Source organism: Paenibacillus terreus, from assembly GCF_042138595.1.
GTDB classification, from domain to species: Bacteria; Bacillota; Bacilli; order Paenibacillales; family Paenibacillaceae; genus Paenibacillus; species Paenibacillus terreus.
Genome location: NZ_JBHIRX010000003.1, coordinates 224,344 through 237,665 on the forward strand (window position 1 = coordinate 224,344; position 13,322 = coordinate 237,665).

General features: G+C 54.9%; 11 protein-coding genes. 1 reads left to right on the forward strand and 10 read right to left on the reverse strand.

The window, feature by feature from the left end; all coding sequences use genetic code 11:
- Positions 1 to 90: 90 nt before the first annotated feature.
- The 4 genes from ACE5KN_RS07945 to ACE5KN_RS07960 form a co-directional block, all read right to left on the reverse strand.
- On the reverse strand, positions 91 to 1,533 hold the full coding sequence (locus ACE5KN_RS07945) for a SulP family inorganic anion transporter (protein ID WP_375525846.1): 1,443 nt from the start codon (positions 1,531 to 1,533) through the stop codon (positions 91 to 93).
- A gap of 1,130 nt (positions 1,534 to 2,663) precedes the next feature.
- Positions 2,664 to 4,322 (reverse strand): ABC1 kinase family protein, encoded by a 1,659-nt coding sequence (locus tag ACE5KN_RS07950; protein ID WP_375525831.1) that lies wholly within the window; start codon positions 4,320 to 4,322, stop codon positions 2,664 to 2,666.
- Complete coding sequence (locus tag ACE5KN_RS07955; protein ID WP_375525830.1) at positions 4,323 to 4,682, reverse strand: phasin family protein; 360 nt, start codon at positions 4,680 to 4,682, stop codon at positions 4,323 to 4,325.
- 115 nt (positions 4,683 to 4,797) lie between these two features.
- Entirely contained in the window at positions 4,798 to 5,436 is a 639-nt protein-coding gene (locus ACE5KN_RS07960) for a ThuA domain-containing protein (RefSeq protein WP_375525829.1), read from the reverse strand.
- Positions 5,437 to 5,767: 331 nt separating this feature from the next.
- Between ACE5KN_RS07960 and ACE5KN_RS07965 the strand changes: the two genes are divergently transcribed.
- On the forward strand, positions 5,768 to 6,217 hold the full coding sequence (locus ACE5KN_RS07965; RefSeq protein ID WP_375525828.1) for an AbrB/MazE/SpoVT family DNA-binding domain-containing protein: 450 nt from the start codon (positions 5,768 to 5,770) through the stop codon (positions 6,215 to 6,217).
- Between the two features lie 526 nt (positions 6,218 to 6,743).
- On the opposite strand, the gene ACE5KN_RS07970 is transcribed toward ACE5KN_RS07965, so the two are convergent.
- The 6 genes from ACE5KN_RS07970 to ACE5KN_RS07995 are packed head-to-tail and all read right to left on the reverse strand — an operon-like array spanning position 6,744 to position 13,264.
- On the reverse strand, positions 6,744 to 8,270 hold the full coding sequence (locus ACE5KN_RS07970) for a cobyrinic acid a,c-diamide synthase CobB (RefSeq protein ID WP_375525827.1): 1,527 nt from the start codon (positions 8,268 to 8,270) through the stop codon (positions 6,744 to 6,746).
- Positions 8,260 to 9,381, reverse strand: coding sequence for a cobalt-precorrin 5A hydrolase (locus ACE5KN_RS07975; protein ID WP_375525826.1), 1,122 nt, complete (start codon positions 9,379 to 9,381; stop codon positions 8,260 to 8,262). The genes ACE5KN_RS07970 and ACE5KN_RS07975 overlap by 11 nt, the downstream gene beginning before the upstream one ends.
- Positions 9,374 to 10,198, reverse strand: a complete 825-nt coding sequence (gene cobM / locus ACE5KN_RS07980) for a precorrin-4 C(11)-methyltransferase (RefSeq protein WP_375525825.1) — start codon at positions 10,196 to 10,198, stop codon at positions 9,374 to 9,376. The genes ACE5KN_RS07975 and cobM overlap by 8 nt, the downstream gene beginning before the upstream one ends.
- The gene (gene cobI, locus ACE5KN_RS07985; RefSeq protein ID WP_375525824.1) at positions 10,195 to 10,905 is read right to left on the reverse strand and encodes a precorrin-2 C(20)-methyltransferase; all 711 of its coding nucleotides are present in this window, start codon (positions 10,903 to 10,905) and stop codon (positions 10,195 to 10,197) included. Before cobI ends, cobM begins: the two co-directional genes overlap by 4 nt.
- A gap of 6 nt (positions 10,906 to 10,911) precedes the next feature.
- Positions 10,912 to 12,153 (reverse strand): precorrin-6y C5,15-methyltransferase (decarboxylating) subunit CbiE, encoded by a 1,242-nt coding sequence (gene cbiE, locus ACE5KN_RS07990; RefSeq protein WP_375525845.1) that lies wholly within the window; start codon positions 12,151 to 12,153, stop codon positions 10,912 to 10,914.
- A 4-nt stretch (positions 12,154 to 12,157) separates the two neighbouring features.
- Positions 12,158 to 13,264, reverse strand: a complete 1,107-nt coding sequence (locus ACE5KN_RS07995; protein WP_375525844.1) for a cobalt-precorrin-5B (C(1))-methyltransferase — start codon at positions 13,262 to 13,264, stop codon at positions 12,158 to 12,160.
- Positions 13,265 to 13,322 lie beyond the last annotated feature (58 nt).

Sequence of the window (13,322 nt, forward strand, 5' to 3'; positions counted from 1 at the left end):
GTCACTCTTGACCGCCAGCAGGTCCGTATACTGCACAAAAAAAGCGCAAACCACAGAGCTTACGCACTATGATTTGCGCATGACGCGATTTTAATGACCGGAAGCGGAGGACAGCCCGATTTTCTCCACAATCATACGGCTTTCCTCGTTCAGTCCCTTTAATCTCACTTCTTTGCCGGCCCTTCTGTACTTCTCCGTCACCTTCGCGATAGCCGTCACGGCCGACTGATCCCAGACATGCGAGTCGGTGAAGTCGATGCTGACCCGATCCGGGTCCTCTGCCGGATGAAAATGATCCACAAAATGCGCAGTGGAAGCAAAAAACATCGGCCCCGCTACACGATACAGCTTCTCTCCGTTCTGCTCGATGTGATGGATTTTGATCTTCGCCATCTTCCAGCCAAAATGAAGGGCGCTCAGAAGCACACCTACGAGCACACCCTTGGACAAATCGTCGGTCGCCACCACGATCACCACGGTAATCACCATAATGAACGCCTCTGCACGTGGCACCTTGGGCAAGTTGATGAGCGATTTCCAGTCAAACGTACCGATCGACACCATGAACATGACGCCGACCAGCGCCGCCATCGGCACCTGCTTGACGATATTGCCCAGCACCAGCAGCAGAAAGGCAAGGAATACGCCCGCCGTAAGGGTGGACAGCCTGCCGCGCCCGCCTGATTTCACGTTAATGACGGACTGCCCGATCATCGCACAGCCAGCCATGCCGCCGAAAAATCCATTGATAAAATTGGCGATGCCCTGGCCGCGCACTTCACGGTTCTTATTGCTCTTTGTCTCCGTCATCTCGTCAACGATCGTGGCGGTCAGCAGCGACTCCAGCAAGCCAACCAAAGCCATGGTGAACGAATAAGGGAAAATGATCTGCAGCGTCTGCAGCGACCATTCAATATTAGGCAGATGGAAAACAGGCAGCGTATTGGACAGCTCCCCCATATCTCCCACCGTCTTCACATCAAGACCGAAAGCGACCGTAATAATCGTCATGAAAATGATCGCCGCCAGCGGCGCGGGAATGATCTTCACAAACCGTGGCAAAATGTAAATGATAGCAAGTGTTCCGGCCACCATTGCATACATGATCCAATTCGCACCCCGGAAGTGCACCAGCTGCGCCATAAAGATCAGAATAGCCAACGCATTAACAAAGCCGGTAATCACCGTCTGCGGTATAAACGTAATGAAACGCCCCACCTTGAAAATCCCCAGCACAAACTGGATGACCCCTGTCAGGATGGTCGCCGCAAACAAATACTCAATGCCATGATCCTTCACAAGGCTGACCATCAGCACCGCCATGGCGCCGGTAGCCGCTGAAATCATGGCCGGACGCCCACCCGCGATAGAAATGACAATCGCAATGGTGATGGATGCATACAAGCCCACCATCGGGTCCACACCCGCGATAATGGAAAAAGCGATCGCCTCCGGAATCAGCGCCAGCGCCACGGTGATGCCGGCCAATATATCGGCCCGGACGTTGCCGAGCCATTGTTGTCTGAAACTCATTTGAACCGATACTCCCCCCTTATGATGCCGGGAGCCGATCCGGCCCGCGCCCTTGATGTCAGGGCTTCCGTCCTGCGGCCGTCCGTCTGTACCCGGTGAAAAAAATCGGCTTGCCCCTTTCAGGCTCACCCTCCCGTTCTGCTCAGTCCACCATTATAACTCAAAAATAGAGAATGGCTAAAACCGCCAGTCCGCATGTAATCGCTATCATCCATAGAATTCTTTTAATTTTAAACTTTTTCTCGCTCATGCTGGTTATTGGCAGAATGATTCGCAACGCTCAGAGTCTAGTATCCATAGTGAGACGGATGTCTATAGGGTATGGTGTCTGGTGTTCGTTACCTGATGCCAGATGCCTGTTGCTTGTTGCTTGTTGCCTCTCCATATAGCTTTGCATGATTATCCCTTTTGTTCAGACTCTCGGTCTGCTTCTCATCACCTAAACGCTCTGCTTTCTCCTAAAATCGCCTCATCTCGAACCGATCTGCTTCTTCATAAGGCACGATCAAAAAATAATAGACCCATTCGATGGTCCTGAATAGCGTAACAACAGGTATTTTCGTGCCTCACTTGATCCGTTATTTTCTTTAACGCGCCTAAAGTATATTTTCGGTTCCCGGTTTTCTGTTTTTCTTTACCTGATCCAATGGGATAATGGTGCAAAGCTCCCGGGCAGCGAGTCCACATGCCTTGCCACGTTCGACGGGTGGCTTACTGTCAAGCACGGATGATTAGGTGGAGTCCATAAAGTGAGTTTCACTTCACTTTCGAAGCATGAAATGGGCAAACTTGCAAGGAGGGGATTCGAATTCCTCAGATACATCTTCTGGTCTTTTCAAGCCCAATTTCAGCTGTGAACCCCACTGAAAACACACTAAAAAGGTCAAGAACAGGGAAGTGTTCCTGTCTCGACCTTTAGCTAAACAAGAAATCGCAGGAAGTGGCGATTTCTTCGTTGGTTTACGTGGAAGTATGCACGATGCAACGGAGAGAACGAAACAATTCCGGAAAAGTACAGCGTTCGCATTTGACCCGAAGGGTCAGCAGCGATTGCAGGAATGTTTCGTTTTCGGAGCGGCCTCAGAGAGATTTCGAAGCGGTCTCGGAACGATCTCGGAGCTGCAGACCAACTAGAACCGTCCCGACCTGAAGATGGAGTACAGCAGGAAGGCCACCATGAGCAGCGCCACCACAAAGCCGATTTCAATGGCAGGCACATCCCACAGCAAAGTTGCCCTGTGCGCCAGCGAGGAGCCGATGATCAGACCCACCATGATGATTGAGAACGCCAACAGCACGATGCTGAAGGATAAGCGGTTGCTGATTTGGTCCAGCCTGCGCAGCAGCATCTCCAGCTCGGGTACCGTGACTTCCAGCTTCAGCTTTCCTTTGCTGATGACAGAAGCGAGATGACGGACCTGAGCCGGCAGCTCAACCAGCGTTTCCGCCAGCTCTGCCGCTCCTCCAAGCAGCTTGCCGCGGATACGGCGTGTGCTGAAGCGTTCCTTGACCAGCTTGCGCCCAAAGGGCTCGGCCAATTTGATGATGCTCAGCTCCGGATCGAGATTCTCGATCACTCCTTCCATCGTCAGCAGAGCCTTGCCGAGCATGACAATGTCGGACGGAAGGCCGATCCGGTGCTTCTGCGCCGTGCTGAACAGATCGTTCAATGCCTGTCCGAGGCTGATTTGGGAAAAAGGAACATCCGCATACTCCTCACGCAAACGGTTGAGGTCATTGCGCAGCTTTTGCGCATCCATATCCGGATCGATCAGCCCTAACCTGTTAATCGCCCGCATCATACTGTCGGTATTATGCCGCATTAAAGCAATAATCAGAGAAGCCAGCGGCGATTTCATGTCTTCATTCAAATGACCGACCATGCCGAAATCAAGGAAGGCCACCTTCCCATCCTTCATCATCAGCAGATTGCCCGGATGAGGATCGGCATGGAAGAATCCTTCTATAAATATTTGCTGCAGCATCGCATCGACAAGCTTCTGGGCGGCATCCTTCAAGTCGAAGCCCTTTTGCACAAGCTCTTCGCGCCGGCTCAGGGTAATGCCCTCCACAAACTCCATCGTAAGTATCCGCGAGGCGGTATGCTCCCAATAAATTTTCGGTATATAGACGTCCCTGCTGCCTGCAAACTGAAGGGCAATCCGCTCGTTGTTGCGGGCTTCATGCGTGTAGTCCAGCTCATTGATTAATGATTTGCCAAGCTCCTCCACCATTTGCCGCAGCTGATAACGTTCGACCCATTCCCACCGCTTGGCCGCCATGGCGGCAAGGTTGCGCAGAATTTCCAGATCGCGGCGGATGATGCGGTCCACGCCCGGACGCTGGATTTTGATCGCCACGTCCTCCCCGCTGTGCAGCCTGCCCAGATGAACCTGGCCGATGGACGCGGCGGCCAGCGGGGTATCCTCGAACCGGGACAGGATGCTGTGCAGCGGCATGCCCAGCTCCTGCTCCAAAATGCCGCGGGCTGTCTCCGCCGAGAATGGGGGAACCTGATCCTGCAGCTTGACCAGTTCCCGGATAATATAATCCGGAAGCAGGTCAGCCCGCGTGCTTGCCAGCTGCCCAAGCTTGATGAAGGCAGGACCCAGATCCTCCAGCACCAGCCTGATCCGCTCTCCGGTCGTTCTGGTGCCGTTCGACTCCCGTGACAGCCATCCGCGCGGCATGGACAAACCGATTTCTTCGAGTATGTAGCCAAAGCCATGACGTGCGAACGCCATGGCGATTTCCTTGTAACGGCCTGCATGCCTCATATGAACAGCCATCTATCCGGGAAGATTCCCTTCATCGGATGAATGCTGCCCGGAGGCTGCCGCCTTCTCTTTTTCCAGCTCAGCAACCTGCTTCTCAAGCACCGCAATTCGCTGCTCAAGGCTGGCCATATCATTTTCATTCGGTACATCAAGCTCTTTCAGCATCTTGGCTATCTGTTCGCGAATCATCGTCTTGAACTGGGCCTGCTCTTCCTCCCCGCGTCCAATCAGCCGGTCAACCAAGGCTTTGGATTCCGAAGGCGCCAGTTCGCCCCTCTTTACCAGATCATCCACGACTCGCTCCACTTTTTCCTTACTGACAACGGTGAGGCCCCAACCCAACGAGATTGCTTTTTTTAACAAATCGCTCATGATCATTCCTCCCCTTGCTGTTAGACCGGAATCCGTGTCCGGATACTCTTATTATAACGATGATTTTCCATAAAACCAAAACCGGGAGAATTCCTGAACCCGAACCCCAGGCAGATTATCCCGGCAGACGTGCCGCCCACTTGGCCGCTTGCACCATAAGGCGCCCGAAATGCTCATTCCGGAAGGTCGCCTGGTGATGCCCCGGCATCAAATACACGACCCTTCCAAGGCCGTAGGAATGCGCCCACGCAGCCGGACGGACATCCCCTTCCAGCTCATACTCCAAGAGCACCGTTTTTTGGGTAAAAGGATCAAATTCAAAGCGGTAAGGCTCCTCATCCATTGCAAAGGAAGCGATGCCCTCCATAACCGGGTGGTCCGGTGCTGCTGTCCGAAACTCCAGCGGAGCATACGCAGGATGCCTGGTAAATTTCGCTCCAAGCAGTTGGGCAATCTCATAGTTGCTGCTCATCGATATTCCGTTATGCAGCACGAGCAGCCCTCCCCCTCCACTGACATAAGAAAGGAGGCCTGCTGTTTGCTGCGGAGACATCGGATCCTTCCAGTTATCCACATAAGAAATGCACAGGTCGAAGCCGCTGATGTTCTCCTTCAAGAGCAGTTTGCGATTCTCGCTGCACTGCACCGTCATCCAATCCTGCAGGATGTGTGTCACCTCCCTGTCGATTCCCTGCAGGGGGTGAAACTCGGGATATGTATAATCACCAAGCAAGAGCGCTTTGCGTTTTTCCATTTGGAATACCCTCCTATCTTCCTTGTCCGCGCCATCAGGTCATGCCCGAAAAGCCCAGTTTCCGAATTGCGTCTACTACCTATTCCACATTTTCCTGTCAACACCTTTTCCAATTGTGGATTCAGCAAGCTGAAAATTACATTATGTTACATTATTTATACCTTTTCTTTCTTTTGAAATTTCAAGTAACATAAAACATTATCATGCTGCTTAGACTTTTGTTCATTTTATGTATATTTTTATCACCTTTTTAGTGTAAAATTAGAATCAGTGGATGCGCTTTAATCGCTGTATACTCCAAAAAAATAAGTTGAATGAGGAGGTTGAATGGATGAAAAGAACGGGAATGACCAGGCCTTTGGACAGCTTGGGACGGATCGTCCTTCCCAAGGAAATGCGTATGACAATGGAGATTGAAATTGGAGATCCGCTCGAATTTTTTATTGAAGACAAGACACTGATGCTCCGCAAGTACAAATCTACCAATTGCACGTTCTGCGGTTCGCTAGACACCAATACCTACTATAAAGATCAGTTCATCTGTAATGACTGCGCGGCTGAACTGAAGACAGCAAAACCACAGCCTGTTCCGATTCCGGGACCTGTTGCAGTACCGTCGCCTCATAACGTTCCGCCCAAGAAATCGTATCGCCGGACCGATGACATTCTGGCCAAAATGAGAGAGCTTATGCAGGAGCATCCTCAATCCTCGCAAAAACAGCTGGCCTCCATGCTCGGCATCAGCCAGGGCAGGGTCTCCCAACTAAAAAAACTGATGTAGTCCGGCGGCGGAGCAATCCAATAGCTGAATGCCTAAAAGAAAATGCTTAAAGAAACAGCAGCACTATTTATTATATGAGAGCCAGACGGACAATAATCCAATCCTGACCTCTCTATTTGCAGAAAAATTTCCGCTAAATAAGTAGGCTCAATCTGAAAATCAGGGTTTGACCAACAGGTTTGCTTCAAATGTTTGATCTATCCGGCTCACTAACGGCTGTCATCGCGCTTATTCGGCCAAAAAAACAAAGGTTTCTTTTCTAACGGATGTATGTTTGCTTATTTGCTTGAAACAGCCCCTTTATTTGCGAAATATCGGGAATAAGCTCACTGGAAACCATTACATCTCGTAACCTTTTGTTTTTACCCAAATAGCGTCGCGTACAACCGTTAGAATAGTGCGCTATTATATACACTCGCACTTACTCCCCGGCCAAGCACTGATTTTGATTGAGCCAACAAGTATAATCTATATTTCTGATCGTTAAAAGAACTGGGCCTGCCGGTTCTTTTGTTTTTTGCGGGGCTTATCGCTTCTGTGCTGTGCCGTACAAGGAGCAGGCTCGCACCCAACGTTCTGCCGCCTTGGGCTGTGAAGCCAGATGGACATGGGTGTAGCCGGCAAGCACACGCCCCCGCGCATAGCCTTCAGCTGTTATGCCCCGCATGCCCTTGGTTTCATAAGCATAAGGCACCGGGCTCTCCTCGTCAAAGGACATGACCGAATAATGGAATTCATGGCCGCGAATCGTCTCCCCCCGCTCCAGCAGCAGGCAATCACGGATTGCCCTGGCCTCCCTGTACCCAAGTGCAGCCCGTTTCTCCTGCATCCGGACATGGGCCGGAATGATACCCGCCATGGCATGTATTTCTCCCGCGCGGTCAGTTAGCGTACGTGCCAGCACCATGTAACCCCCGCACTCGGCAAACAGCGGCATATCGTTGGCTGCCGCTTGTCTGATACCGTTCATGAAAGCTTGATTGGCCGCTATAGCTGCCGCATATTCCTCGGGAAAACCTCCCCCGAGGTAGAGTCCGGACGCTCCAACTGGAATGCGCTCCCCTGCAAGCGGGCTGAAGTACACAAGCTCGGCGCCTGCCTGGCGCAGCAGCTCCATATTGTCCTCATAGTAAAAATTAAAAGCCGCATCCTTCGCTATGGCGATGACAGGTTTATCCCCGATCAAGACGGAGGATGGCTTCACTTCAGATGGTTGGGACCCGGAAGCGAAAGAGGGAGAAACCGGATGTGCAGTGGCCAAGGCGGCAGGGGCAGCGGAAGTGGAATCGGCAGCAGCAGGAGCAGTGGCAGGCAGCGCAATGGAGCCTGCAAGCTCCCACAGCCTGTTCAGGTCCGTGCCTTCACGGATGCGCTCTGCCGCACGCCGGAACAGCGGTTCCAGTTCACCTCGTTCAATGGCAGGCACCAGCCCGAGGTGGCGCTCGGGGATATCCAGTTCTTCATCACGGGGCAGCCAGCCGAGAACGGGAATGCCGCACTCCTGTTCAATGGCCGCTTTGACGATTTCATAGTGGCCACGGCTGCCGCAGCGGTTGACAATGACTCCGGCAATCCGCAGCTTCGGCTCCAGCCGCTGATACCCGAGCACGATGGCTGCCGCGCTGCGCGCCATGCTGCGGACATCCACCACAAGCACCACGGGACTGCCGGTAATCATGGCGATTTCCGCGGTAGAACCGGTGTTGCTGCGCGGGTCCTTGCCGTCATACAAGCCCATGACTCCTTCAATGATGGCAATATCGGCATCTGCTGAAGCTTGGCTAAACAGGTCCAGCACATAATCCCCGGGGGTCATCCATGAATCCAGATTGCGGGAAGCAATACCGGTTACGGACGTATGGTAGGTCGGATCAATGTAATCCGGACCACACTTGAAGCCCTGCACCTTCAGCCCCTTCTCCGCAAAGGCCTTCATCAGTCCAAGCGTAACCGTCGTTTTGCCTGCCCCACTGCCTGTTCCGGCAATAACGAGTCTGCGTCTGACCGGCGAATTCCATGGGGTTTCAATTCTGTTCCTTTCATTATTGTGCATGAGCATTCTCCTTGACCGGGAGCTGCGGAAAGGTCACCCGCGCTACCGATAGGGTCAGATTGCCGATTTTTTTCTTCTCCAGCAGCCAATTCTCCGCCCCTGCGGACAGCAGCGCAGCTGGCTCGCAGACGCCATAGGCCCCGGTATATTTAAATACAGTTTCGGACGGATTCGGCAGCCGCACCGTGTTCAACTGTTCAGGGGTGTAAGTGACCAGCTCCCAATTGTACTTGCTGCACAGCGCGAGCAGTCCTTCCTCGTCTTTTTTCAGGTCAATCGTCGCCACATTGCGTACGCTTTTCACTGACAGCCGCAGCTCTTCCAGCGTACTGAGCACCCCGGCTTCAAGCTCCTCAAGCCCGGTGCCGCGGTTGCAGCCGATCCCGAGCACCAGGCTTTTCGGCCGGTACAGCACCCCGTTCGCCAGCAGCTTCTCCTGCTCTTCGTCATTCAGCAAGCGGTCACTGATGACGAGCGCTGCATTAAAGGGTTCCTGCAGCGCGGAGGCCGGGTCCGGGTACACCCGGATATGGGTCGGCAGCGGTTTATCATACCTCCACCAGTTTTGTTCACCCGTCTCCTGGATCACCGCTACCGGTTCTTCATTAACGACGGAGGCACTTACGGGTGTGGCTTTGTCGAAGCTGTCCACCGTCCAGCCAAGCTCCCTGCCGAACAGGTCTACAGGGATCGTGCCCTGCACGTCGGAGGCTGTCGTGATGACAGGTCTTGCTCCCAGTACAGCGGCTACTTGCCGTGTCAGCTCATTCGCCCCTCCGAGATGGCCTGACAGCACGCTGATGACATGCTCGCCTCTGTCGTCGATGACCAGCACGGCGGGGTCCGTTTTTTTATCAATCAGCAGCGGTGCGATCATGCGCACAACCGCGCCAAGGGAAATCATCAGAATGATGCCGTTATACCGCTGGAACAGGTCGGGCAGAATCAGCTTGACCGAGCCGTCGAACAGGCGGATATCGAGGGAGTCTTCATCACCGCGTGCAAATTTGGACATATAATAAACGTCCGTACCCTGGAAGCGTCCTCCCAGATCACGGGCCATTTCAACCCCGTGCTTTGTAATGGCGACGACGGCATAGGGATTACTCACCAGCCTTCACCCCTTTCCGGTACCCGTGGGTGAAGGTTTTATCGTACAGCTTGGACCGATGGGCATCCTTGTTCACCAGCTCAGGGTCCAGCGCCCAGCCGGCAAGAATCATGGCATGCATCGTAATCCCGGCTGCGCGCAGGTCGGCGGGCAGGTTTTCCAGTGTTGTGCGCACAATTTTCTGATCAGGCCAGGTCGCGCGCTGAACGACGGCTACCGGTGTGTCAGCGCTCCAGCCTGCTGCCATAAATTCAGCCACCACCTTCTTGGCCAGCGTTGCGCTCAGGAAGAGGGCGACCGTGCAGTGGTGGGAGGCCAGGTCGCGCAGCTTCTCCCGCTCGGGTACCGGCGTTCTGCCTTCCGCCCGCGTCAGAATGACGGTCTGGGTCAGATCAGGCACGGTGAGCTCCGCTCCCAATACCGCGGCGGAAGCAAACACCGAGCTGACCCCAGGTATGATTTCATAAGCGATGCCGCGCTGCTTAAGCAGCACCATTTGCTCCAGGATGGCGCCATACACGGCCGGATCACCCGTATGAACCCTTGCTACGCTCCTTCCCTCAACTACCGCTTCAGCCATGATCTCTACCTGCTGCTCCAGGTCCATGCCGGAGCTTTGCAGCACCTGCGCCGACGGCTTCGCCGTGGCAATCAGCTCATCATTCACCAGCGAATCGGTATACAGCACCAGATCGGCGCTGCGCAAAATATTGGCGCCTTTCACCGTGATCAGCTCCGGGTCGCCCGGACCGGCGCCGACAATATAAACTTTAGGCTTCAGACCGGACTGCTCTTTGAGCTCAAAATTTGCACTCATTTACTCACCACCATCAGACTTAAATATTCCAGCTCCTGTCCGCGCAGGGTGCGGGCATCCTGCCACACCATTTCATAAGGGGAAGTCACCTTCGTAATGACTGAAGCCCGCCCCCCCAGTCCCAGTTCATCCAGCACATCCAGAATCAGGTCCAGCACCTTGGCTACCTTGATGAACACGACTGTATCATGATTTTCTATCGCACGGCGCATCGCTTCCCGGTCATCGGTCGCCGGGATGATGCCAACCTGCTGGTCTCCGTCCGCCAGCGGTGTCCCGAGCGCCGCCGCCGCGCCGAGCACGGAGGAAATGCCGGGCACCGACACGACCGGCACCTCGGGATGAAGCTCCTTCATTAACCTGGCGAGATGAATGAAGGTGCTGTACAGGTTCGGATCTCCTTCCGTCACAAAGGCGACGTCCTTCCCCTGGCTTAACGCCTCCCAGCAGGCTGCCGCCGTTTTGTTCCATTCGCGCTCCAGCACGGCCGGGTCCTTGGTCATCGGAAACACAAGACCGAGCATTTCCTTTTCCGCCGGATTGACATACAGCTCCACAATTTCATGGGCGTATGATTTGCCCCCCATCCGCTTTCTCGGATAGGCGACGACTGCACATTCCCGGATCAGCCGGTAGGCTTTGACCGTGATCAATTCAGGATCTCCCGGACCCACTCCTACACCATAAAGCGTTCCCACTGTGCTCATCAGCTCTCACCTTCCTTTGCAGCATGCTCTTCTCCCGGGGGGCACCGGACGGCCAGTGATGACGTAGACGGGATTCAGCCCGTCAAAACGTGTCATCCCCAGAATCGGCTTGCTGCGCGCCGTCTGCAGTAGCGTTACCGAGGTTTCCAACCCTGCTGCTTTCAATGCGTTCAAAGCATCATGCAGCGTCTCAATGGTAGCCGCGTTCACGACAATCCGGCCCCCGGGACGAAGACGTGACGCACAAAGGGAGATCAGCCCCGCCAGCTCCCCGCCGCTGCCGCCAATGAATACGGCATCCGGATCAGGCAGGTCTTCCAGACCGGCCGGAGCCTTCGCGTGAATGACGGGAAAATCCGTGCGGAATTTGATCTTGTTGGCTTCAATATTCGCCAGATCACCCTCGTTCTTTTCTATGGCAAACACCTTGCCATATCTGGCCAGGCGCGCGCATTCCACCGCTACCGAACCGGAGCCGGCCCCGATGTCCCATACGACGCTACGCTCGGACAGGCACAGCTCAGACAGGCTGAAAGCCCGCACCTCGCGCTTGGTAATGAGTCCTTTCTCCGGCTTGCGCTGATGAAACTCCTCATCCGCGAAGCCGAACCCCCGGCGCGGCTCGGGAGCATTCGCCTTACGGAGCAGAATAACCACGTTCAGCGGTGAGCATTCGGCCGCAGCCATTTCCTCCAGGCTGCAGCGACGGTACCTCTCTTCAGCCCCGCCGAGATTCTCGCCTATAAACGCATCGTACTCTGTCATGCCAAAACGCAGCAGGTAAGTTGCAATCGCGGCCGGGGTGTTGACGTCATCCGTCAGCAGCGCAACCTTGGCCTGTCCGTCAATTCGCTGAGCCAGTCCCGTGATGGGGCGTCCGTGAACGCTGTCCACAACCGCGTCCTGCCAGCTGACTCCAAGCCTGGCAAAGGCCAGCTGCACAGAGCTGAGATGGGGAATAATCTCCAGAGTGCCCGGTTCGAGCTTGCCCGCAAGGAAACCAGCGATTCCGAAAAATAAAGGATCGCCCGAGGCGAGCACGACAATCTGTTCCTGCTCACGCCGCTCCTTCAGTTCCTCGGCAAGTGCCGCAAGTCCGCTTTTAAGCACCCGTTTTTCTCCTTTAAAATCCTGAAAAAACGACAACTGACGCTCACCGCCAATCAGCAGGCCAGCGTTATGTATATGCCGGAGCGACTCTGCCGTCAGGCCGCCCGCTCCGTCTTCTCCTATGCCGATGACATACATTTTGTTATCCACTGATGACCGCCTTTCCGAGCACTTGCCCTTTCATCGTCACAAGCACCATTTCCACCGTAATTCCGCCTTCCGCATGCTCCAGACAATGACGGCATGCGCAGCCGCACAGCAGCTCAAAAAATTTCAAACACTGCGCCTCTGTCATCAAATCCGCCACCTGTGAAGCTGTATTCGCTGCGGCCACTGCATCTGCCAGTTCGGGGCTTGCCCCCGCGTCACGCGCAATTCCGGCCAAAAAGCCAAAGTCCACCGAGGCGCTCTTGGAATGCACCATCATAACCCCCTGGGCCACCTTGGACAGCTTGCCGGGCATACCGACGAGAATAATCTTCTTCATGTTCAGCCGTTTGCCATGCTTGACCGCAAAACCGACAAAATCACCCATCTGGATAAAGGCTTCCTCGGGGAGGTAGCTGTACATTTGCATGGCGTATTTCTCACTGCTGCCGCCTGTCGTCAGCACGATCTCCTCGCAGCCGCTCGCGCTCGCCACCGAAATCGCCTGCACAACGCTGGCCCTGTAAGCCGACGTGGAGAACGGTACCACCACACCGCGCGTACCCAGGATGGAGATGCCGCCAATGATGCCAAGCCGTGAATTTAATGTTTTCTTAGCAATCTCTTCACCAGCGGGCACGCTGATCACCACCCGGACTCCGCGTGCCGCCCCATGCTCCTCAAGCACCTGGGAGACAGCCTCCGTAATCATGCGGCGCGGCACCGGATTGATTGCCGCCTCGCCGACAGGAACAGGCAATCCGGGCTTCGTTACACGGCCGACCCCAATCCCGCCGTCAAGCTCTATGCCTGCTTCTTCCCGCCAGCTGACTGTCGCAACGATCTTGGCCTGATGCGTGGCGTCCGGATCATCTCCGCCGTCCTTGATAGTCGCGCAGGAGGCGGACATCCCGTCCAGGCGCTGCTCAATCAGCTCGAACGCATGATCAAAGCCGGCCGGCAGTGAAATGACGGCCTGCTGCGGAGCAATCCCCGTCAGCAGCAGCTGGGCCGCTCCCTTGGCCGTTGCGGCGGCACATGCGCCGGTCGTAAACCCCGACCGCATCGGCTTGTCGGGCGCGGGGGCTTCGCCGCTTTTCATACGGCGGGGCCGTCCCGCGCCTGCCGCTTCTTTCTCCATCCGTCATCCTCCTTCGGCT